20 protein-coding genes are annotated in these 22756 nt (G+C 60.9%); 5 read left to right on the forward strand and 15 right to left on the reverse strand.

Features of this window, described 5'->3' with window-relative positions; genetic code table 11:
- Positions 1–16: 16 nt before the first annotated feature.
- The 11 genes from pdxA to QZ298_RS03705 form a co-directional block, all read right to left on the reverse strand.
- On the reverse strand, positions 17–1114 hold the full coding sequence (gene pdxA, locus QZ298_RS03655; protein WP_296005414.1) for a 4-hydroxythreonine-4-phosphate dehydrogenase PdxA: 1098 nt from the start codon (positions 1112–1114) through the stop codon (positions 17–19).
- 186 nt (positions 1115–1300) lie between these two features.
- Positions 1301–2038, reverse strand: coding sequence for an RNA methyltransferase (locus tag QZ298_RS03660; RefSeq protein WP_296005416.1), 738 nt, complete (start codon positions 2036–2038; stop codon positions 1301–1303).
- Positions 2035–2958 carry a ribonuclease Z gene (locus QZ298_RS03665; RefSeq protein ID WP_296005418.1) on the reverse strand — a complete coding sequence of 308 codons (924 nt, stop codon included), beginning with the start codon at positions 2956–2958 and terminating at the stop codon, positions 2035–2037. Before QZ298_RS03665 ends, QZ298_RS03660 begins: the two co-directional genes overlap by 4 nt.
- A 53-nt stretch (positions 2959–3011) precedes the next feature.
- The gene (gene trxB, locus QZ298_RS03670; RefSeq protein WP_296005767.1) at positions 3012–3932 is read right to left on the reverse strand and encodes a thioredoxin-disulfide reductase; all 921 of its coding nucleotides are present in this window, start codon (positions 3930–3932) and stop codon (positions 3012–3014) included.
- 23 nt (positions 3933–3955) lie between these two features.
- Positions 3956–4936 carry a WG repeat-containing protein gene (locus QZ298_RS03675; protein WP_296005419.1) on the reverse strand — a complete coding sequence of 327 codons (981 nt, stop codon included), beginning with the start codon at positions 4934–4936 and terminating at the stop codon, positions 3956–3958.
- A 3-nt stretch (positions 4937–4939) separates the two neighbouring features.
- Positions 4940–5797 carry a vWA domain-containing protein gene (locus tag QZ298_RS03680; RefSeq protein WP_296005421.1) on the reverse strand — a complete coding sequence of 286 codons (858 nt, stop codon included), beginning with the start codon at positions 5795–5797 and terminating at the stop codon, positions 4940–4942.
- Positions 5798–5803: 6 nt separating this feature from the next.
- Positions 5804–7543 (reverse strand): DUF4954 family protein, encoded by a 1740-nt coding sequence (locus QZ298_RS03685; protein WP_296005423.1) that lies wholly within the window; start codon positions 7541–7543, stop codon positions 5804–5806.
- 94 nt (positions 7544–7637) lie between these two features.
- Positions 7638–8777, reverse strand: a complete 1140-nt coding sequence (locus QZ298_RS03690) for a WG repeat-containing protein (RefSeq protein ID WP_296005425.1) — start codon at positions 8775–8777, stop codon at positions 7638–7640.
- Between the two features lie 184 nt (positions 8778–8961).
- Positions 8962–9531, reverse strand: a complete 570-nt coding sequence (locus tag QZ298_RS03695) for a peptidylprolyl isomerase (protein ID WP_296005427.1) — start codon at positions 9529–9531, stop codon at positions 8962–8964.
- Between the two features lie 65 nt (positions 9532–9596).
- A complete protein-coding gene (gcvP, locus tag QZ298_RS03700; RefSeq protein WP_296005429.1) occupies positions 9597–12419 on the reverse strand; it encodes an aminomethyl-transferring glycine dehydrogenase in 2823 nt (940 codons plus the stop codon).
- Between the two features lie 89 nt (positions 12420–12508).
- Complete coding sequence (locus QZ298_RS03705; RefSeq protein WP_296005431.1) at positions 12509–14179, reverse strand: nucleoside kinase; 1671 nt, start codon at positions 14177–14179, stop codon at positions 12509–12511.
- Positions 14180–14275: 96 nt separating this feature from the next.
- Here QZ298_RS03705 and QZ298_RS03710 point away from each other — a divergent pair, with 96 nt between their 5' ends.
- From QZ298_RS03710 to QZ298_RS03725, 4 genes are all read left to right on the forward strand, one after another.
- On the forward strand, positions 14276–15700 hold the full coding sequence (locus tag QZ298_RS03710; protein ID WP_296005433.1) for a bifunctional UDP-sugar hydrolase/5'-nucleotidase: 1425 nt from the start codon (positions 14276–14278) through the stop codon (positions 15698–15700).
- Positions 15701–15833: 133 nt separating this feature from the next.
- Entirely contained in the window at positions 15834–17642 is a 1809-nt protein-coding gene (gene rpsA, locus QZ298_RS03715) for a 30S ribosomal protein S1 (RefSeq protein ID WP_296005436.1), read from the forward strand.
- 199 nt (positions 17643–17841) lie between these two features.
- Entirely contained in the window at positions 17842–18453 is a 612-nt protein-coding gene (locus QZ298_RS03720; protein WP_296005438.1) for a DKNYY domain-containing protein, read from the forward strand.
- Positions 18454–18612: 159 nt separating this feature from the next.
- A complete protein-coding gene (locus QZ298_RS03725; protein WP_296005440.1) occupies positions 18613–19533 on the forward strand; it encodes a DMT family transporter in 921 nt (306 codons plus the stop codon).
- Positions 19534–19740: 207 nt separating this feature from the next.
- On the opposite strand, the gene rplI is transcribed toward QZ298_RS03725, so the two are convergent.
- From rplI to thiL, 4 genes are all read right to left on the reverse strand, one after another.
- Positions 19741–20181, reverse strand: coding sequence for a 50S ribosomal protein L9 (gene rplI, locus QZ298_RS03730; protein WP_296005442.1), 441 nt, complete (start codon positions 20179–20181; stop codon positions 19741–19743).
- Between the two features lie 18 nt (positions 20182–20199).
- On the reverse strand, positions 20200–20478 hold the full coding sequence (rpsR, locus tag QZ298_RS03735; RefSeq protein WP_010265192.1) for a 30S ribosomal protein S18: 279 nt from the start codon (positions 20476–20478) through the stop codon (positions 20200–20202).
- Positions 20479–20481: 3 nt separating this feature from the next.
- Positions 20482–20826 carry a 30S ribosomal protein S6 gene (rpsF, locus tag QZ298_RS03740; RefSeq protein WP_296005444.1) on the reverse strand — a complete coding sequence of 115 codons (345 nt, stop codon included), beginning with the start codon at positions 20824–20826 and terminating at the stop codon, positions 20482–20484.
- Between the two features lie 160 nt (positions 20827–20986).
- Complete coding sequence (gene thiL, locus QZ298_RS03745) at positions 20987–22030, reverse strand: thiamine-phosphate kinase (protein WP_296005447.1); 1044 nt, start codon at positions 22028–22030, stop codon at positions 20987–20989.
- A 90-nt stretch (positions 22031–22120) separates the two neighbouring features.
- On the opposite strand from thiL, the gene QZ298_RS03750 reads away from it, so the two are divergent.
- The gene (locus tag QZ298_RS03750) at positions 22121–22699 is read left to right on the forward strand and encodes an adenylate kinase (protein ID WP_296005448.1); all 579 of its coding nucleotides are present in this window, start codon (positions 22121–22123) and stop codon (positions 22697–22699) included.
- The last annotated feature ends 57 nt before the right edge of the window (positions 22700–22756 follow it).

Genomic DNA, 22756 nt, shown 5'->3' on the forward strand with positions numbered 1-22756 from the left:
CTGGGCCATGCGGGGTTTATTCTTCCTTGGGGGTGTCGGCCGGGGCTTCCTTGCGGTGGCCGTCGCGGTTGCCGCGTTCGCGTTCGGCATGGGGCAGCGGGTCGGCCGACCATTCGGCCCAGGCGCGGCGATGCCCTACGATGTCGATCGCCGCATAGATCGCATTGCGCATCGACTGGGCGTCGGCCTTGTTCTGGCCGGCGATGTCGAACGCCGTGCCGTGGTCGGGCGAGGTGCGCACGCAGGAGAGACCAGCCGTGAAGTTCACGCCGTCGGGCGAGAGACTCTTGAAAGGGGCCAGCCCTTGGTCGTGGTACATCGCCAGAATGCCGTCGTAGCGGGTATATCCGCCCCCGGCGAAGAGTCCGTCGGCCGCAAAGGGGCCGAACGCCAGGATGCCTTTCGCATAGGCTTCGACAATGGCCGGCTTGATGATTTCCTGCTCCTCGTGGCCCAGCAGCCCGCCGTCGCCGGCATGGGGGTTGAGCGCCATCACGGCGATGCGCGGCGCCACGATGCCGAAGTCCTCGATCAGCGTGCGCTGCATGGTCTCCAGGTCGCGGACGATCTTTTCGCGGGTTATGTTGCGGCTGATTTCCGCCACAGGGATGTGTTTCGTTACCAGACCGATGCGCAGGATGTCGCTGCACATGATCATCAGCGGCTCGCCCTCCAGTTCGGCCCCCAGATACTCCGTGTGGCCCGTGTAGCGGAAGTCGTCGCTCTGCACCGTTTCTTTGTCGAACGGCGCCGTTACCAGCGCATCGAGGTGCCCGGCCTTGAGGTCTTGCATGGCGCAGCGCAGCGCTTCTACTGCGGCGCGTCCCGCTTCGGGCGTCGCCTTGCCTGGTTCGATCCGTTCCATCTCGCCGCAGGCTGCCAGATTGACCTTGCCGCGGCGCGCTTCGTGGGCCGAAACGATCGGATTGAACGTCGGTTCTTCTGCGTCGGCGAGGCTCCTGCGATAGTATTCGGCAGCCTGGGGCGAGCCGTACACGACCGGCGTGCACAACTCGGTCATGCGCGTGTCGGCAAGCGCCTTGAGAATGATTTCCCAGCCGATGCCGTTCGGGTCGCCCTGAGCGATGCCTATTTTGAGTTTCTGTTCGGACATAATCGAAAGTTTATCTATTGCAAAGATAACGTAACATGCGGGCAATGCCAAATTTGTAGGTCTCTTTTTCTTGCCGGGTCATTTCGTGCCGGAGTCTGCGGTGCATCCGTTCGAGCATTGCGGCTCCGGAGGTTTCGGGCCTGCGGACGGGATTCGGAGTTCGCGCTGCGGCCCGATGTCCCGTTTTCAGCGCCTCCTCCTGAATTCCGCACAGACGATCCCCGTCGCCATCGCCACGTTGAGCGACTCCGAGCCGCGGCGGTCGGCCGGATAGGGCGGGATGTAGAGTTTGCGGGTCACCGTGCAGGCCGTTTCGGGGCGTACGCCGCGCCCTTCGTTGCCCATCACGACGATTCCGTGCGGCGTCAGCGGCGTGTCGTAGAGGTTGTCGCCCTCCAGGAACGTGCCGTAGACCGGGATTTCCTGCCGGGCCGCCTCGTCGAGGTAGCGGGGCAGGTCGGTGTAGTGTAGCCTCACGCGCAGGATAGCGCCCATCGTCGCCTGCACCACCTTGGGGTTGAAGCAGTCGGCCGTTCCCTCGGAGCATACGATGTCGCCGATGCCGAACCAGTCGGCCAGCCGGACGATCGTGCCCAGATTGCCCGGGTTCTGCACGTCGTCCAGCGCCAGCACCAGCGCGTCGGCAGCCTGCGCCATGTCGAGGTCGTAGCGGGGTATCTCCACCAGCGCCAGCGAGTTGTTGGCCGTCTTCAGGAGCGACAGCCTCTCCATGTCGCGCGGCGCGACGGTCTCCACTTCCGGCCCCTCGAAAATCCCCTCCAGAGCGAATATTTTGCGCACGCGGAACTGCGACGTCCGCAGTTCGCCGATCAGTTTTTCGCCCTCGGCCACGAACAGCCCATGTTGCATACGGCTCCGTTTTTCGGCCAGGTCGCGTACCAGTTGGATCTCGGCTTTCGTCATCTTTGTTTTTCTATCGTGAATGTGCTTCCCTCGATGGCAGGATAGGTTTCGGGGAATAGTTCGCGGGCTTCGTCTACCAGCACTTGCTCGTCCTTGTAGCGCGACGAGTAGTGGCCGATTACTAACCGTCCGGCTTCGGCCCGCAGGGCTGCTTTCGCCGCTTCTTCCGTCGTCGAGTGTCCCCGCTGGCGGGCCGCCTTGCGCTCATCCGCCGCGTAGGTCGCTTCGTGATACATCAGATCGACCCCGGCGGCCAGCTTCGCGGCCTTGGCCGAGTAGGCCGTGTCCGAAAGGTAGGCGTAGGCCCGGGGGCGGTAGGGCAGGTAGGTCAGTTCGGCGTTGGGCAGCACCTCGCCCGTGTCGAGCGTCACGTCTTCGCCTCGTTTCGCCGCCGCGATTTGAGCGATCGAGAGACCGTATTTGCCGATTTTGAACTTGTCGACGTTCAGCGGCGGGCATTTCTCGCGGAACAGAAACCCCGCGGTGGGGACGCGGTGGCGCAGCGGGATGCTCCACACCTCCAGCGTTCGGTTTTCCAGCAGCAGCGCATGCTCCGTTGTCCGCACCTCGTGCCACTCCGCTTCGTAGGGCAGTTCGCTGTCGAAATAGCGCAGATGGCAGGCCAGGATGTCGCCGAACGGTGCCGGTGCATAGATCGGCAGGGGCGTGCGGCGGCCGTAGAGACCCAGCGTCGAGAGCAGCGGAAAGAGTCCGAACACATGGTCCCCATGCAGGTGCGAGATGAACACGGCCCGCAGTTTCAGCGGGTTGATGCCCGTGCGGATCATCTGCTGCTGCACCCCCTCGCCGGCGTCGACCAGATAATATTGTTCGTGCACGTTGACCGCCTGCGCCGACGGATGGCGCGCGGCGGTCGGCTTGGCCGACGAGGAACCCAATATGGTAACCGAGAAACTCATTCCTTTTCGATTTTATGGGGCATCGCCCGCTTCCTTGTCGTGCGGCCGGCGGCCTATTTCAGCAAAAACCGTTCGCAGTCCAGCGCCGCCACGCAGCCTGAACCGGCGGCCGTGATGGCCTGGCGGTAGTGCGGATCTTTGACGTCGCCCGCGGCGAAGACGCCTTCGATGTTGGTCTTCGATGTGCCGCCCTTTACCTTGATGTATCCCTCGTCGTCGAGTTCGAGCTGGCCGGCGAAAAGTTCGGTGTTGGGGTGGTGTCCGATCGCCAGGAAGAAGCCCGCGATGTCGATCTTCGTCTCCGTGCCGTCGTTCTTGCGCAGCAGGGCGCCCGTCACGCCCGATTCGTCGCCCAGCACTTCGGCCGTGTTGTGTTCGAAGAGCACTTCGATGTTGGGTGTGGCGAATACGCGTTCCTGCATCGCTTTCGAAGCGCGCAGATAGGGTTTGCGCACGATCATGTATACCTTGTTGCAGAGCGAGGCCAGGTAGGTCGCTTCTTCGCACGCCGTGTCGCCGCCGCCCACCACGGCCACATCTTTCTTGCGGTAGAAGAATCCGTCGCACGTGGCGCAGGCGCTCACGCCCTGGCCGCGGTATTTCGTTTCGGAGGGGAGGCCCAGGTACTTGGCTGTGGCTCCCGTGGCTATGATGACGCTGTGGGCCTTGATCTCCTTCGTTCCGTCGATTACCGCATGGAACGGCCGCGACGAGAGGTCGATTTCGGTCACTGCGCCTGTGCGGATGTCGGCGCCGAAGCGTTGGGCCTGTTTGCGCAGGTCGGCCATCAGCTGGTTGCCGTCCACCCCCTCGGGGTAGCCCGGGAAGTTCTCCACTTCGGTGGTCGTCGTTAGCTGGCCGCCCGGTTCGATCCCCTCGTAGAGTACCGGGGCCAGGTTGGCGCGCGACGTATAGATGGCGGCAGTGTAGCCCGCAGGGCCGCTGCCGATGATGAGTACCTTTGTTTCTTCGATTTCCATCTTGTCTGTCGATTTATTTATGATTTGCATTCATTTATCGTTCCGAATTCGGTCTGCTGCCGCCCCATGTAGTCGAAAAGCGCCCATCGGCCGTCGCGGCGGACGTAGACGATGCTCTCGGCTGGTCTGTAATCGACGATTTCGTATTCGGGCGGGATGATATAGGTGCCTTCGCGGTCGATGAGTCCCATGCCCGTCGGGGTTTCGACCTCGGCGCGTCCTTCGTGGAAGTCGTCGGCCCAGAGGTATCGCGACTCGATCACGGGACGGTTGTCGGCATCTACGTAGCCGAAGCCTGTTTCGTCCTCTACGCAGATCAGCCCCTCGAAAAGATGGCTCGTCCAGCGGTGCCCGTCCAATGTGCGGATCGGATTGTAGTGTGCGGATATGTCGTTGGCGGCCTGCGGCCCGGATGCCTCGGTCAGGCGTCGCCGCAGGGCCTCGAACGCTTCGGTGTCGCGACGGCGGTCGCCGCCGATCCGTGCATCGTGGTAGCGCAGGACGACTATCCGCCCGGCGCACCAGCGCAGATTTCCGGCCTTGAGGCCGTTGTGTGCGAATTGCAGACCCTCCAGTTCTTTTTCGAGCGTATCCAGCGCCCGAAGCAGCGTGTCGCGGTCTTCGGTAAGCAGCGCTTGGTCGAAATCCTTGCCTTCAGGCAGGTGTTGCAGTACCAGGTCGCAATGTTGTTCGATGCCCGCATGGTCTTTCCAGCAGAGTTCGCCCGGCAGAATCCGGTAGTCGGTCAGCGCCGGGGTGTTGAGCCGTTTGATGGCTGCTGCGGTGCGTTCGATGCAGGGCAGGGCCGAGGGCGTCAGCGGCATGGAGAGCAGCCAGCGGCGCCCCTGCCAGCGGATGCGGGCTTCGGCGAAGCGCGTCGTGCGCATAAGGTGCGGCAGCCCGTTGGACGCGGTTTCGGCCTGGGCATCGACGAGGGTGCGGAAAGAGAGGTCAGGCGTGAGCAGTGCCCGCGAAAAGATCGGAAGGGTCGGGATCATCGTTCATTCGGTTTTTACGCTGATCGAACCGATGTTGAGCATGGACACCAGTTCGGCGGCCGAGGCGTTGAAACTCATGCCCCGGAACGGCGGCATGGCGCCCGGCCCCTTGGCTTCGCGGATCATCGGTTCGAAGACTTCGGGCATGCGGCTCGAACAGTCGTAGAGCAGCCGTGCGTAGCGGTTGGGGTAGTCGGCCTCGCTGTCGGAGGGGAAAAAGATCGTGCGGTTCCGTTCGTCGGCTGCGATATGGATGTTGATGAGCAGTACGTGGCCGTCGGCTGTGCGCAGCGAACGGATGCGTTCGGCAGCCGCACGCAGATCGTCGGCTTCGCAGTCGGTGGCCTCGCCGTCAGTGATGTTGAAGACCACGGGCGGGAAGCTGGCGGCATGTTCCAGCCGGGCGCACCAGTCGGATGTCAGTTCGCGCGCTTCCACGAGGGCCTGGTACATGGGTGTACTGCCTGCGGCATGGGGTTCGATCCATCCCGGTGCGAGGATTTCCCGCAGGGCGATCGAGCCGTCGGGCATGCGGTGCTCGATCGTCTCGGTGCGCACAGGCATTTCGCAGGCGGCCAGTTCGGCCACGCTCATCATCTTCCGGCCGCCGGGCAGGAGCGCCCGCACTTCGTCGTCGCCCGAGTAGCCGAGGACGGCGATGTCGTAGTAGTCGCGTACGCCGTCGTCGCGCCGGGCGCGTTCGACGAGTTCGAACAGCAGGTCGTTGGTAATGGCCGCCACGGCGTCGGCTTTGGTCGTCAGGCGTCCGCGGAAGCGGATCTGCTCGGTCATCGATCCCGAGCCGTCGATCAGCAGCACAAAAGCTGTGCGGTGGGCGCGTGTGATGCTCTGTGTGTACATGGGGCGCTATTTAAGTCCTCTGACGGAGTAGTAGTCGGCGCGGATTTCGTCGTCGTCGTCGCTGTCCGCGCCGTAACTTACCGAGAGCTGGAGCGAGTTGTCGCGGTCGCGGTCGGCGTCGGTCGTACGGCGCATCGCGGCATGGGCGTTGTCGGCGGCCGCGATGGCGTCGGCGATCTCTTCGGACGAGGGGGCGTGGCCCAGCAGCGAGGCGTAGAGGTGTTCGGCCCAGCTGCGGGCGTAGACGGCGTAGTGGATATGAAAAACGCGGAAGCGGTTGTCGATCTCCTGGAAATCGCTCAATGCTCCGGTCTCGATCTCCTCGACTATGGCTTCGACTTCGCGTTTGGCGATGTATTGGCCCGCCACGTCGAGCCAGCGGCCCGAGCCGTCGTAGTGCGGGTCGGGAGCCGCGGCGGCCAGCATCTTGCCCAGCGCGGCGACGATGGCTTTGTCGTAGAGCTTGATGCCGCGTTCGAGGGCCGTCGGGCGGATCACGGTCTTGCCGTGGATATATTGGTCGGCATCGGGGGCTTGGTCATGCAGCGTGTGGAGCGTGTCGACGGCCCGGAGCATGGCGCCTGTGATGCAGGGGTTGTACTCCTCGAAGTCGATCACGTCGCGCTTGACTCTGCGGCGGTCGCGCTGGGGCCACTTCTCTATGTCGCGCACCGTGCCGTAGCTGGTCAGGTTGGCGCCCGGCATGAGTTGCGAGCGCCCCTCCTTTTCGATCAGGTAGGAGTAGGGGAAGATCGAGGTGTCGTGGTGGTCGGGATGGCTGCCCTTGACCATCGTGAAGGCGCCTTCGACGGCCGGCGACATGATGTAGGCGCCGCTGGCGAACTTGCAGCCCCGCAGGTGTACGGCCTGGTGTACGGCGCCGCTCTTGAAAAGATGGTTGCTCTGGTTGGAGCCGCTGCCGGCGTTGAAGAACGAGAACATTCCCGCGATGAGCAGCGACGACTTGTGGTGCGACACGGTATACGGCCCGGCGAAGATGGCCGCTGCTTCGCCGTTCTCGCAGTGCGAATTGGCGAAAAAGAGCGATTCGCTGGCCGTGAACCCCTTGTCCAAGCGGCAGCATTCGCCCACAAAACAACGCTCCAGCGTCGTGCCGTTGTCGATCCGGGCATCCTCGGCCGCAATGAAGTCGTAGGCCTTGACGTCGACGCCCGCGTGCGCCCCGTCGCAGAGGGTGCCGTTGCAGAGGATCGAGGCGCCCTCGATGGTCGCGTTGTCGCCCAGTCGCATTTCGCGGACGAGCCGGGCACCCGTGATGCGGCAGTTCCTCCCCGTTTCGCCCAATTCCGAAGCCCGGTTTTCGGCGTAGGCGTCGATCATTTTTCCGAGGGCTTCGACGAGTCGCGGGCGATGGCGGTAGACGGCCATCATGTAGGCGATCTGCGCTGTCATGCGGTCGTATATCTTTACCGTGCGGCCTCCGCATTCGTTCATCGTGGCTACTTCCGTGCCGTTGCCGAAGGTGCTTCGTGCGCGGCATTCGAGGGCCGTGGTCTCTTCGACGAGGGTGTCGGCGCCCAGACGGTAGTTTTTTACACGCGAACGCACGACACGGGCGCCCGAGCCGATCTCTACGCGTCCTTCCAGCCGGCTCTGTTGCAGTTGCGAGGGGGCGAAATCTTCGCTCACGAATACCTGCAACCAGTTTTCGGCCGTCGTGCCCGATTTTTCCGCTGCGGCGATCTCCTCCGCGGTTAAATTCCTGAATGGGGATAGGGTTGGCATTTTCTCTCTGTACCGGATTTTTCCGTTTAGCGCGCGGCTTCCTGAAGTCGGTCGGCAGGAAGCCGCAAATTGTTGCAAATATAGCGATTTGCGGCTAATATTCAAATTCGCGGCCCATGCGGTCGATTTCCGTGCGGCGTCCGTCGCGGATCACTTGCGCACGGCCGTTGCGGAAAGGTTTCACAGCTTCGCAATGGGGACATCGGATCGTTGTGCGGCCTGCCGTATCGATGAAATGCCAGCTGCGGCCCAGCCGTACGGCAGCCAGTCCCTCCGTGAAATCGAATCCGCAGTCGTAGAGCGGCGGCACTACGATCCGCCGGTCGCAGCGATAGCCCCACAGCCCGTTTTCGGCAAAGAGTTCGGGCACGGCGGCCGGCGGTTCTTTCGGGGCGGTCGTGTGGCGCAGCAGCTCCGGCAGGTCGGGAAGCCGGAGCGTCGGCGAGAGCAGCAGGCGGGCGATCCGGCATTCGGCGGCCATGCCCTGCTGTTCGAAAAGGGCCAGCACCTCCCGCAGGGCCGGGTCATCGGCGATGCGTTGAGGCATAAAGAGCAGCCCGTCGCCGGGGTGGCGGGCCAGCAGCGTCGGGTCGCATGACAGGGCGTGCAGCGCCGTGGCGATCAGCGCCGCAGGGTAGTCGTCGAGCGACGCGTCGAAATCCTCCGGCGTGCGGGTCGGATGCTGGAATGCTGCTGTGCCGATTTCGGGACTTCGGCGGCCCGCAAATGCGGGCAGAAACGCGGCGTCGAAGTCGATCGGATGCAGCGATCCGTCGGGTGCGACGATGAGGTTCTCGGGTTTCAGATCGCCGTGCGCCCGATCGTCCGTTACCAGCTCCAGGGCCAGCCGGTCGAACGCTTCGGAGAGTCGCTTCAGGCGTTTCGTGTCGCCTTGTCCGGCAGCTTGTGCGATGGCCGTATGGAGCGTGTCGCCCTCGATCCAGTCGTTCAGCACCACGTCGACCCATTCTCCGCGTTCGGGGGTGGTGTACAGATAGAGTTCCTTGGGCAGGAGCTGTTTGCCGTAGATTTCAGCTGCATGGGCTGTCGGACGGAAGTAGCAGCGCAGGGCGTATACTTTGCCGTTGTGCCGGATGCGGAACACCGCGGCGCTGTTGCCCGTGGTGTAGAGCGGGCGTCCCGACTGATCGCGGCACAAGACCGCATCGCCCAGGGTGCGGGTCAGACCGTGGGGGTCGTCGAGGGTCAGCAGATATTGGCGGAGGGAAAACAAGGGGAAATCGGGAATGCGGGATTTTACCGGTTGTGTCGGGTTTCGGCCAAGCGAGGGGCGCTCCTCGTCGAGGCGTGGGCGCCGGGTCTTCGGAATAAAAAAGGCAAAAGGAAAAACTTTACCGGTTTGACCTTTCGCCTTCGCCCCCTGTGCGGAGCTTGGTTTTGCGTGCGCCGCTTTCTTTTTAGTGGCAGTTGCAGTGCCCGTCGTGGTCGCCGCAGCCGCAGCCGTCGTCATGACCGCATTCGCCGCCGCACTCGTGGTCGCCGCCGCACGAACCGCACGAGCAGTGGCCTTGGAGGTCTTCGGGCGTCACGTCGCGCACCGTGACCACTTCGACCTCGAAGTTCAGCGTCTTGCCGGCCATCGGGTGGTTGAAGTCCATCTTCACGGTCTGGTCGCCCACTTCCTTGACGATGCCCATCATGCGGTTGCCCTGCGCATCGCTCATCGGCACCTGCGAACCTACGAAGAGGATGTCTTCGGCCACCTTGCCGTCGACCATGAATATGTTTTTCGGCAGGTCGACGACCGCTTCGGCGATCAGCTCGCCGTAGCCGTCCTTGGGTTCGAGCGTGAACGAGACCTTGTCGCCCGGCTCCTTGCCCTCGATGGCCGCTTCGAACTTGGGCAGCAGCATGCCTGCTCCGAAGATGAATTCGAGGGGCTGCCCCGGGCGCGACTGGTCGGCTATCTCTCCGTCGACGGTCAGCTTGTAGTCTACGCCGACCATTTTGTTTTGTTCTGCTTTCATAGGAATGATTAGTTTCTCTTATTTGAATTCCGCAAAGGTAGTCTAAAAACCGTTGCTTCCAAAATTTATTCGTGGTTTACGCAGCACAGGTTGCGGTCGCCGTAGCCGTTGTCGATCTTCGAGACGTAGGGGAAGAACTTCGCCTCGCGCACCCAGGCCAGCGGATAGGCGGCTTCTTCGCGCGTGTAGGGATGCGCCCACTCGCCGCACAGCTCCGGTGCCGTGTGAGGGGCGTTCGCCACCACGTTGTCCGCCTGGCCGACGGCCGCTTCGCATTCGCGCTTGATGCGCACGAGCGCTTCGATGAAGCGATCCATCTCGGCTTTGGGTTCCGACTCCGTAGGTTCGACCATCAGCGTCTCGTGTACCGGGAACGAGAGGGTCGGGGCGTGGAATCCGTAGTCCATCAGCCGGTGGGCGATGTCGCCGCAGTCGATGTTGTACTCTTTCTTGAAGTTCGTCAGGTCGAGGATCATCTCGTGACCTACGCGGCCCGTCTCGCCCGAGTAGTAGGTGCGGTATTCCGACGCCAGGGCCGACGACATGTAGTTGGCATTGACGATCGCCATTTCCGTGGCGCGGCGCAGACCCGCTTCGCCCAGCATCTTGATGTAGCCGTAAGTGATCGGCAGCAGCATCGCCGAACCCCACGGTGCCGACGCTACGGCCGTTATGCCTTCGTCGCCGCCCGTCGCTGCCACCGGATGCGAGGGCAGGAAGGCCCGCAGATGCTCTGCCACGCAGATCGGCCCTACGCCCGGGCCGCCGCCGCCGTGAGGCATGGCGAACGTCTTGTGCAGGTTCAGGTGGCAGACGTCGGCGCCGATGTAGCCCGGGTTGGTCAGACCCACCTGGGCGTTCATGTTGGCGCCGTCCATGTAGACTTGGCCGCCGGCGTCATGGACGATCTCCACGATGTCGCGGATGCGGCTCTCGAATACGCCGTGCGTCGAGGGGTAGGTTACCATCAGTCCGCACAGCTCCGAGGCATGCTCTTGGGCTTTGGCTTCGAGGTCGGTCACGTCGATGTTGCCGTGTTGGTCGCAGGCCACCGTCACGATCTTCATGCCCGCCATGGCTGCCGACGCCGGGTTGGTGCCGTGGGCCGAGGCCGGGATCAGCACGATGTTGCGGTAGCCTTGGCCGCGGCTCTGGTGATAGGCGCGGATTACCATCAGACCGGCATATTCGCCCGCCGCGCCCGAATTGGGTTGCAGCGAGCAGGCCGCCAGGCCCGTAATCGTCGCCAAGTCTTGTTCCAGTTCGCGGATCAGCTGCATGTAGCCCTCGGCTTGGTCGGCCGGTGCGAAGGGGTGCATGTTCTGGAACCCCGCCAGCGAAAGGGGCTGCATGAGCGCCGCGGCGTTGAGTTTCATGGTGCATGACCCCAGCGAGATCATCGAGTTGGCCAGCGAGATGTCGCGCAGTTCGAGTTTCTTGATGTAGCGCATCAGGGCGCTTTCCGAACGGTAGCTGTTGAAGACCGGTTCTTGCAGATAGGCGCCCGTGCGGCGCAGTGCGGCGGGAATGCCGTTCTCCGTCGCGGGTTTCACAGCCTTGATCTTCTTGCCTTTGGCCGCCGCGAAGATGTGGATCGCAGTCTCGATTTCATCCGGTGTGGTCACTTCGTCGAACGACATGCGCACCGTGCCTTCCGAGGGATAGTAGAAGTTGATGCCGTACTCCAGGGCGAGCGACTGCACCACGGCGGCTTCGGCTTCGACTTCGAGCGTGTCGAAGAACTCCGTGGCGGCCAGCCGGTAGTCGAGCGCTTCGAGCGCGCGGGCCACCGTGAGGGCGGCCCGGTGGGCCGTTTCGGCGGCGCGGCGCAACCCCTCGGGGCCGTTGTAGATGCAGTAGAAGCCCGCCATCGAGGCCATCAGGGCTGAAGCCGTGCAGATGTTCGACGTTGCGCGCTCGCGTTTGATGTGCTGTTCGCGCATCTGGAGCGCCATGCGCAGCGCCTTGTTGCCCAGGCGGTCGACCGAGACGCCGATGATGCGGCCCGGCATGTTGCGTTTGTAGGCTTCGCGCGTGGTCATGTAGCCGGCGCCCGGGCCGCCGAATCCCATCGGAAGCCCCAAACGCTGTACCGAACCCACAGCGATGTCGGCGCCCCACTCGCCCGGCGCTTTCAGCAGGGCCAGCGACAGCAGGTCGGCGACGGCCGTGACGAGTGCTCCGGCGGCATGGGCCGCGGCCGTGAAGGCGCCGTAGTCACGCACGGCGCCGTCGGCAGCCGGATATTGGACGATGGCGCCGAACTCGCGGCCCGTGAATTCATATTGGTCGTAGTCATCGACGATGAGTTCGATGCCGAACGGTTCGCTGCGCGTCAGCAGCACGTCGAGCGTCTGCGGGAAGATGTTGCGGTCGACGAAGAGCTGGTTGCGCCCCTCTTTGACCGCTTCGCGCGAGCGCAGCGAGAACATCATGGCCATGGCTTCGGCCGCGGCGGTGCCTTCGTCCAGAAGCGAGCAGTTGCCGATCTCCATGCCTGTGAGCGAGATGACGGCGGTCTGGAAGTTGAGCAGCGCTTCGAGACGGCCCTGCGAGATTTCAGCTTGATAGGGGGTGTAGGAGGTGTACCACGCCGGATTCTCGAAGACGTTGCGCACCACGGCGGCCGGCACGGCGCAGGGGTAGTAGCCCATGCCGATGAACGAACGCAGCGGACGGTTGAGGTCGGCCAGCGAGCGGATGCGGGCCGCGAATTCGTATTCGCTCATTCCTTCCGGGAGAGCGAGCGGCTTCTTGAGCCGGATCGAAGCCGGGATTACCTGGCCGATCAGTTCGTCGACCGACTTCACGCCGATCACGGCGAGCATTTCGTGCAGTTCGGTTTCGTTGGTAACGCCGATGTGGCGCGATTCAAATTTGTCGAACATAATATTAGTGCGGGTTAAAATTTGCGGGGTTTGGCCGGGGCAGGGGTCGTGCCGGAGAAGAATCCGTATGCGATTTCTTGGTTTTCTTTTCAGTATTTGAAACTGCTGCCGCCTATGAATTCGCGCAGGATCGACGTCGGCGGGATTTCGTCGGGCGGAATGGGGATGAAGTTGTCCAGGAACTTCAGCATCCGGCGCGCTTCGTCGTATTCGGGCAGCGTGTCGGGCACCTCGCGCAGCATCTTCTCGGCATAGGGCCGCAAGACCGATATTTCGTAGAAGAGCGACGAGTTGAGCATCACGTCGGCGTTTTCCTGGTAGGGGAAGATGTGTTTTTCCTCGCCGCGGCGTACGCTTGCCCAGCGGGCCAGCGTGGCCGGAGCGTCGGCGCCTCGCTGGCGGCTGTCGCGCACCAGGCGGCGCAGCAGCCGGTTGTCGGTCGTCGCGATGCGCGAGAGGTTGTCCATGGCCACCGACGTGAAGCACGAAATGTAGATGCGGAACTTCTGCTCGTCGGGGATCGAGGGCGTCAGCCGCGGATTGAGTCCGTGGATGCCTTCGATGATGAGGATCGAGCGTTCGTCGAGCGTCAGCGGCGCGTTGTGCTGCGTGCGGCGGCCGGTCACGAAGTCGTAGCGCGGGATGTCGATGCTCTCGCCCGCCATCAGCCGGCGCAAGTGGTCGTTGAAGAGTTCCAGGTCGATGGCTTCGAGCGCTTCGTAGTCGTACTCGCCGTTCTCGTCGCGCGGGGTCTTCTCGCGTTCCACAAAATAGTCGTCCAGCGAGATCATCACGGGTTTGAGTCCCAGCACGCCCAGTTGGATGCCCAGCCGCTTGGCCGAGGTCGTTTTGCCGCTCGACGAGGGGCCGGAGATCAGCACCATGCGGGTGCCGCGCGTGAGGTTGGCCTCGTAGATGGTGTCCGCCACCCAGGCGAACTTGCGTTCGTGGAACGCCTCGGCCAGCTTGATCATGCCGCCGGCGTCGCCCGCCAGCACTTTCGAATTGACGTCGCCTACCGTAGGCACACCCATGATTCCGACCCACGATTGGTACTCGCGGAAGATGCCGAACATCTTTTCTTGATAGAAGTCGGTGTGTATGCGGTCGGGCGCCGTGCGGAGCGGCAGAGCCAGGTAGAAGCCATTGTAGTAGGGTTCGATGCCGAAAAGCGTGATGTAGCCCGTCGAGGGCGCCAGCGCGCCGTAGAAATAGCCGGTTACGTCGTCGAGCGTGTAATATTCGCTGTAAAGGCGCGGCCGTGTGTCCAGCAGCGCGATCTTGTCGGTGTAGCCCGAGGCCGCATAGCGGGCGCGGACTTCGCTCGTGAGCGCCCGGGTGCGGTGGATCGGGTAGTCGGCGGCGACGATTTCGTGCATGCGGCGGCGCAGGTTCGCGGCCTCCCCGGCAGTGAATTCGTCGATGCCCTCGATTTCGCAGTAGAAGCCGCTGCGCCCCAGCGAGTGGCGGATGTGCAGCGTCTGCGAGGGGTAGAGGTCGTGCACGGCTTTCTGGAGGATGAACCAGGCCGTACGTTGGTAGACCCGGATGCCGGCGAATGACGTCACATCGACGAAGCGCACCGTCACAGGGGTATATATCTTGTAGTTCAGTTCTTTGATGCGGTTGTTGACTTCGGCGGCCAGGAACGGGCGGGGGCCCGGTTCGATGCGCCGGGCCACCTCTGCAAGCGATGTGCCGGAAGCCACTTCCAGTTCTTCGCCGAGGTTATCGCAGACGATTTTGATGGTGTCGGCCATAGGAGAAACGATTATTCGCTAAACAGCAGGTAAAGATAGAAATTATTTTGTAATTTTGACAATTCTTGATCGTTATTGACAACAAAACCGGTAAATATGAAAAAATTGTTCCGAATCCTTCTTTTGACTGCCGTGATTTCGACGGTCGCCGCCTGCACGCCGCGCGAGCGGACGCTCGTGATTCTGTCGACCAACGACATGCACGCCAAGATCCAGCGCTTCCCGCAGTTGGCGGCCGCCGTCGAGGCATGCCGCGATACGGCGCAGCTGGTGCTGCTGGTCGATGCGGGCGACCGTTGGACGGGCAACGCTTTCGTCGACAAGGTGCCTGCCCCCGGCAAGCCCATCGTCGAGTTGATGAACCGTTTGGGGTATGACGTGGTAACGGTCGGCAACCACGAGTTCGACCACGGGCAGGCCTATCTGGGCCGTATGCTCGACAGCATGGATTTCGAGGTGGTGGCCGTCAATGTCGTCAGCGACACGGCCACTTTTCCCCAGCTGCCCCCTTATGCAATTGTCAAGCGCGGCGGCGTCCGCATCGGGATCGTGGGCGCTGTGACCAATTACGAGGGGCCGGGCCATCCTGCGGGCAACAAGTCGTCGTTCGTAGGGTTGACATTTCCCGATCCGCAGGCCGAAGCGATGAAATATGCCGCCGAGCTGCGGCCGAAAGTCGATGTGTTGATTCTCCTTTCGCATATGGGCGACGATCGCGACATGGAATTGCTCAACAAGACGCAGCTTTTCGACCTGGCCATCGGCGGGCATACGCATGTGGTGCTCGATACGCTGGTCAACGGCACGCTGCTGACCCAGACGGGCAAGAACTTGCAGAACGTGGGCGTTTCGACCGTCAGGCTGCGCGGACATAAGGTCGAGAGCGTCGATTTCCGCGTGGTGCCGTTGGATGGCTATGCGCCCGACGAGGCATTTGCCCGGCAGGTGGAGGATTATTATGCCGATGCTGAACTGAATAAGGCGATCGGGAAGTTCGCCTTGCCGGCCGACAAGGCGGGGTTGGCCAACTGGATGGCTTCGGCCATCGCCGACGAAGCCGATGCCGATCTGGGACTCTACCATGTGGGCGGCGTGCGGCTCGACGGCATTGCGGCGGGCGACGTGAGCCGTGCGCGGGTCTATGATCTGGAGCCGTTCGGCACACGGATCGCCGTCATGAAGATGACGCCCGAGCAGATTCGCCGCATGATCGTGACCAAGTACAACGAGGATACGCGCGAGGGGCATCGGGTCGATCTGATCCTCACGACGCCTTACACGATTCTGGTCGACGAGGCCGATCGGGCGTTCGACGTGCGGTTCCATGAGTTGCGCGAGGGGCGGGTTTACCAAATCGCCTTGAGCGATTATATTTTCAAGAACTATCACGGGCTGGAGTATGCCGACGGCGAGATTCTCGATGAGGAGGTGGCCGATGTGCTGGTCGACGAACTGGAGGACGACAGCCCCCTGCGGCCCGACAACCGCATGCGCCAGCAGGTGCTGATGGTAATCGAATAGACTGCAAATGTTTGATTTTACAGGAAAAAGCGTTATCTTTGCAGGCCTTTCGTGCGTGCGCGAAGCGTGTATGCGAGGCGAATATTTTGATTATTAACTTTTTAACGAGCGATTGTATCGCAACCATTCCATCATGGAAGAAACAAAAAATGTAGTCGCAAACGAGAATTTCGACTGGAATTCGTTCGAGAACGATCTGGGCGTTTACAGCCAGCCCAAGGACGAAATCGCTGCGGCTTATGACAAAACGTTGTCCAACGTAGCCGTAGGCGAAGTGGTCGAGGGTACCGTTACGGGCATGACCAAGCGCGAAGTGATCGTCAACATCGGTTACAAGAGCGAGGGTATCATCCCCGTATCGGAGTTCCGCTACAACCCCGACCTGAAGGTGGGCGACAAGATCGAGGTATACGTTGATTCGGCCGAGGATAAGAACGGCCAGCTGTCGCTTTCGCACAAGAAGGCTCGTCAGCTCAAGTCGTGGGATCGCGTCAACGAGGCGCTCGACAAGGACGAGATCATCAAGGGTTACATCAAGTGCCGCACCAAGGGCGGTATGATCGTCGATGTATTCGGCATCGAGGCGTTCCTGCCCGGTTCGCAGATCGACGTGAAGCCCATCCGCGACTACGACGTATACGTCGACAAGACCATGGAGTTCAAGGTGGTCAAGATCAACCAGGAGTTCCGCAACGTGGTCGTGTCGCACAAGGCGCTCATCGAGGCCGAACTCGAAGCGCAGAAGCAGATCATCATGTCCAAGCTCGAGAAGGGTCAGATCCTCGAGGGTACGGTCAAGAACATTACCTCCTACGGCGTCTTTGTCGACCTGGGCGGTGTCGACGGTCTGATCCACATTACCGACCTCTCGTGGGGCCGCGTAAGCCACCCCGAGGAGATCGTCGCTCTGGATCAGAAGATCCAGGTCGTGATTCTCGACTTCGACGATGCCAAGAAGCGCATCGCCCTGGGTCTCAAGCAGCTGACTCCCCATCCGTGGGAGGCGCTCGACCAGAACCTCAAGGTCGGCGACAAGGTCAAGGGCAAGGTGGTCGTCATGGCCGATTACGGTGCTTTCGTCGAGATCGCTGCCGGCGTCGAGGGCTTGATCCACGTCTCGGAGATGTCGTGGAGCCAGCACCTGCGTTCGGCCCAGGAGTTCATGAAGGTCGGCGACGAAGTCGAGGCCGTCATCCTGACGCTCGACCGCGAGGAGCGCAAGATGTCGCTGGGCATCAAGCAGCTGACCACCGATCCGTGGGCTGCCATCGAGACCAAATATCCCGTCGGTACGAAGTGCGCAGCCAAGGTGCGCAACTTTACCAACTTCGGTGTCTTTGTTGAGATCGAGGAGGGTATCGACGGCTTGATCCACATTTCGGATCTGAGTTGGACGAAGAAAGTCAAGCATCCCGGCGAGTTCACGCAGGTAGGTGCCGACATCGACGTCGTGGTGCTCGAAATCGACAAGGACAACCGTCGTCTCTCGCTGGGTCACAAGCAGCTGGAGGAGAACCCCTGGAACGAGATCGAGGGCAAGTTCTCGATCGACACCGTACACGAGGGTACCATTACCGAGATGACCGACAAGGGCGCCGTCGTATCGTTGGCCGAGAATGTCGAGGGTTTCTGCCCCGCACGTCAGCTTACCAAGGAGGACGGCTCGACGCCGAAAGTCGGCGATAAGATCGATTTCAAGGTCATCGAGTTCTCGAAGGCCACCAAGCGGATCACGCTTTCGCACGTTCGCACCTATGAGGAGGCCCGCCGCGCCGAAATCGCTGCCGAGAAGGCCGAGAAGCGCGCTGCTGCCGACGCTACGAAGTCGACCGTGAAGAAGATCAACGCTTCGGTCGAGAAGACGACCCTCGGCGACATCGCCGGTCTGGCCGCTCTGAAGAGCGCCATGGAAGCCGCCGAAGCCGGTAAGAAGGAAGAGTAGTTTTTCCGACTCATAAGCAGGACACCCGTGCGGCTCGTTTCCGTGCGGGTGTCTTTTTTTTCTGAATGCGGCAGGCTGTGTTTTCGTGGTTTCGGCATACTGGATCGGGGGCGGCCGCCGTTTTATATATAAAGGGTGTGTTTCGGATTTTTCCGTATGATGCGTGCGGAAAGGTTCGACTTCAAAAAGAGAATTGGATATGAAACGAGCGATTGCAATGATGTTTGCTGCGATGACGCTTGCAGCGGCATTGACTTCGGAAACGTTTGCCGTAGAGCGGTCGTCGGAGCACCGGTCGGATGCTCGCTCGTCGGAGCAGCCGGAAACTCCGCGCCGCAGCGGGTCGCGGTGCCGGCCTGGAAACTCGTCTATGTATCGTCCGCCGCATGGCCCGGAACATCGGCCCGGTATCGGGCCGGAGCAGTGCCCGCAGATGCAGCCCGCAGGCCCGCAGCACGGTCGCCGCAAGGCTGGATATGTTGTCGACCGGTGGAATGTCTATTACCGCGGCCGCAAGGTGGAGGGGGCTTCGGCCTCGTCGTTTAAGAATCTGGGCGGTGGATATGGCAAGGATGCCTGGTCGGTGTTTTACAATGGCGTGAAGATCGGGGATGCTGCGGTTCTTTCGTTCGAATACTTGGGCGGAGGATATGGCAAGGATGCTTGGTCGGTGTTTTACAATGGCGTGAAGATCGGGGATGCTGCGGTTCTTTCGTTCGAATATTTGGGCGACGGTTATGCCAAGGATGCCTGGAACCATTATCATTGCGGGCGGAAAGTGCCGTTTATGAATTCTTTCGGGCATCGTTGAGAGAGTTTCTTGATTCCGGAAATGCCCGGCATGCCCTTGCGATCATGACTCCTTCGTCGGCATTGCCCGGTGTTTCTTGATTCCGTCAATGCCCGGCATGCCCTCTTCTACGGCGCGCCGGGCATCGTTTTTGCGCATGGGGCGCCTAAACGAATACGGATGAGCAAACTCAAACCCCATCTGGCTCTGTTGGCATGCAACTGCATCTGGGCCTTGGATTTCCCGTTCTATAATTTGCTGCTCAACGGTTATTTGCGTCCCATGGCTTTGGTCGCGGGGTCGTTGATCGCTACGGCCCTGATTGCGTTCGTGCCTCTTTTCTGGGAGCGTGCCGAGCACGTCGAGCGTGGCGACATCCGCAAGTTCGTCGGTGCGGCTTTGTTGATGGGGGTGTTGCGCAAGGTGTTCTTGATGTTCGGCCTGTCCAAGACCTCGCCCATCGACGGGTCGATCATCGACACCATCGTGCCGATTCTGGTGTTATTGCTCGCCGTGATGCTCGGGTTGGATCGGTTCTCCAAGTTGAAGGTTGCAGGTTTGTTGCTCGGCATGTCCGGCGCTGTGGCGGTAATATTGACCGGGGCCGGTGCATTGCATGTGCATGCGCAGTTCTGGGGCAACGTGTTGATTTTCCTTTGTGCGTGCGTCTCGTCCGTTTACATGGTCTGCTTCAAGGGGCTGGTCTCCAAATATCGCGTGACGACCGTCATGCGCTGGCTCTACGGCTTGGCTGCGGTCATCGTGCTGCCGTTCGGATTGGGCGACTTGTTGAAGACCGATTATGCTGCCATAGCCCAGCATGCGCTTCTTCCGGCGCTTTCCGTCTTCGTGGTACAGACCTACCTGCCCAATATCTTGTTCAATTATTCGTTGCGCTTTGTTTCTTCCACCGTGTCGAGCATCTATACCTATTTGCAGCCCGTAGTGGCGATCGCCGTGTCTGTGGCTCTGAAACTCGGCAGGCTGCATGCCGATACGGTCGTTTTCGCTCTGGTAATTTTCATCGGCGTGGGCATGGTGCTGCGAGCTTATGCCCGACAATCCGATCGTCCTGATTCTCCGGCGGTCAGGTTGCATTGAAGAATAATTTGTGTCGGCACAGCGGTTCTTCGGCTGTCGCTGCCGTGCCGAAGTTGCCGAAGCCGGAACCGGGGCAAAATCGGAGTCGGGGTCGGAATCGGAACCTTTCGAGGCGTTCGTCGGGAAGGGGCATATTGAAAATCGCGTCCTCTGTTAAGAGGACGCGATTCGTTGTTGTAATCCTGTCAGGCAGGATTGGGATTTCCGTTATTCTGCGGCAGCAACCGAGAACTTGATCGTAGCCTTGACTTCCTTGTGCAGGCGGGCCGTAGCTTCGTACTCGCCAACGGTCTTGATGGCCTCGACGCTGATGACCTTGCGATCCAGCTCGATGCCCTTGGCTGCGAGCGCCTCGGCCAGGTCGGCGGCGGTTACCGTACCGAAGAGTTTGCCCTCCTCGGCCTTCACGGCCAGCGACAGCGACAGGTTGCCGATCGTCTGGGCCAAAGCCTGGGCGTCGGCCAGAATCTTGGCATCCTTGTGGGCGCGCTGGCGCAGGTTCTCGGCCAGCACCTTTTTCGCCGAAGCCGTGGCGGCTTTGGCGAAGCCCTGGGGGATCAGGTAGTTGTTCGCGTAACCGGGCTTCACGTTCACGATGTCGTTCGCGTAACCCAGGTTCTCCATATCTTTGATCAGAATCACTTCCATAGTCTCGTCCTCCTTAAATTATTTCATACAATCGGTTACGAAAGGCAGAATGGCGAGGTGGCGGGCACGCTTCACGGCTTGTGCCACTTTCTTCTGGAACTTCTGCGAAGTGCCGGTCAGGCGGCGGGGCAGAATCTTGCCTTGCTCGTTGAGGAACTTCTTGAGGAATTCGCCGTCCTTGTAGTCGACGTATTTGATGCCGAGCTTTTTGAAGCGGCAGTATTTCTTCTTCTTGACGTCTACCGAAACGGGGTTCAGGTAGCGGATTTCGGATTGTGCTTTGTTGTCCTGTGCCATGGTTTACTCCTCCTGCTTGTTAGAAAGTTTCGCACGACGCTTCTCCGAGTATTCTACGGCGAACTTGTCTTGCTTGAAAGTTAAGAAACGGATCACGCGCTCGTCGCGGCGGTACTGCGTTTCGAGCGTGTTGATGAGCGTCCCCTCGCCCGTGAACTCCACGAGGAAGTAGAAACCGGTGGTCTTCTTCTGGATAGGATAGGCGAGCTTCTTGAGGCCCCACGACTCCTTGTTCACAATCTGACCGCCGTTTTCGGTGATGACACCCTGGAATTTGTCAGCGACCTCCTGTACCTGCTGTTCGGACAGCACCGGCGTGACAATGAAAACGGTTTCGTAATTGTTCATAATACGTTGAATTAAAATGGTTGTTCCCTTTTCGGGACGGCAAAGATACGAATATTAAATTAAAAATGAAATATTTCGAGGTGTAAAAAGATGCGATAGGGGAGTTGCTAAAACGAATTTTTAGCGTATTAAAACGTTTTAAATCTTTCAGAACCGTTGCCTATTGCTGTTTTTCCGGGAATCCCTGCGCCTTCAGCCGGATGTCCGAACCGTCGGGCGTCACGAGGAAGCAGCCCGTCGATTCGGGTGTGATGTGGCCGATGACGTCGACCAGCCCCAGGCGCATGATTTGTTCCTGCATCGACAGCGGCACGGTAAAGAGCAGTTCGTAGTCTTCGCCGCCGTTGAGCGCCGCGACTACCGGGTCGGTGTGCATCTCCTCGGCCAGGGCCGTTGTCTGCCGCGCGATGGGAATGCGTTCCAGGTAGATGCGGGCGCCGCATTTCGATGCGCGGCACAGCTGCATCAGGTCGCTGGCCAGACCGTCCGAAAGGTCGATCATTGCCGTGGGGACGATCTTTTCCTCGGCCAGCGCCGCAATGATGTCGGTGCGCGGGCGGGGCTTGAGGTATTTTTCCAGCAGATATTCGTAGCCCGAGAAGTGCGGTTCGGGGTCGGCCACGTCGGCCAGCACGCGTTTTTCGCGTTCGAGCAGTTGCAGTCCCATGTAGGCAGCCCCGACATTGCCCGTGAGGCAGATCAGGTCGTTCTGTCCGGCACCGTCGCGGTAGACGATGCGTTTCTTTTCGGCCAGGCCGACCGCCGTGATGCTGATGACCAGCCCTGTCATCGAAGCCCGTGTGTCGCCGCCCGCCAGGTCGATGCCGTGTTCGTTGCAGGCGAAGCCGATCCCTTCGTAGAGGTCTTCGAGCGCTTCGACCGGCAGTTTCGACGAGACGCCGAGCGACACCGTGATCTGCGAGGGCGTGGCGTTCATGGCCAGAATGTCGCTTATGGCAGCCGTCACGACCTTGTAACCCAGATGCTTGAGCGGGAAGTAGGTTAGGTCGAAGTCGACGCCCTCGAAAAACGAATCGGTCGTGACGAGCACTTTTTCGCTGCGCCCCGGTGCGATCACGGCCGCGTCGTCGCCCGGGCCGCGCAGCGTGGAGGCGTTGCGCGGGGCGAAACCGGCCGTCAGCTTTTCGATCAGGCCGAATTCGCCCAGTTCGGCGATTTCGGTGCGTTTTTTCTGCTGAACCATTCCTTAAAATTTTTACAAAACTAACTAATCTTTCCATTTTTCCCAAAAAAAAGTTGTAGTTTTGCCGGGTCTAAAAATCAGCGATTCGTTATGATCAACATCGTCTTATTCGGCGCTCCCGGTTGCGGCAAGGGTACGCAGGCCCAGCGGTTGAAAGCGCAGTTCGGCATCGATCATGTTTCGACGGGCGAGGTAATTCGCGAGCATATCCGGCGAGGTACGGAGTTGGGGCGCAGCATGGAATCGTATATTGCACAAGGCAAGTTGGCGCCCGACGAAATCGTCATCGGCATGATCGAAGAATATGTGGCTTCGCACAAGGAAGCCAAAGGGTGCATTTTCGACGGGTTTCCCCGCACCACGGTGCAGGCCGAGGCGTTCGACGCCATCCTTTCGAAGCATGGGTTGAAGGTCGATATCATGGTCGACATCCATGTTCCCGAGGAGGAATTGGTGCGCCGTATTCTGTTGCGTGGCAAGGATTCGGGGCGTGCCGACGATGCGTCGGAGGAGGTAATCCGCGGCCGGCTGGAGGTCTACCGCATGCAGACCGCCGTCGTTTCGGACTATTATGCCGCCCGGGGCAAGTATGCGTCGGTCAACGGCACCGGCACGATGGACGAGGTGTTCGAACGGATCGTCTCGGTAATCGAGGGGCTGGAGAAGTAAGGACTGCGCAGGTCGCGCCGCCGGATCGTGTGGCAGCGGGGCCGGGCAGCACCTGCG

Source organism: uncultured Alistipes sp., assembly GCF_910580175.1.
GTDB lineage: Bacteria > Bacteroidota > Bacteroidia > Bacteroidales > Rikenellaceae > Alistipes.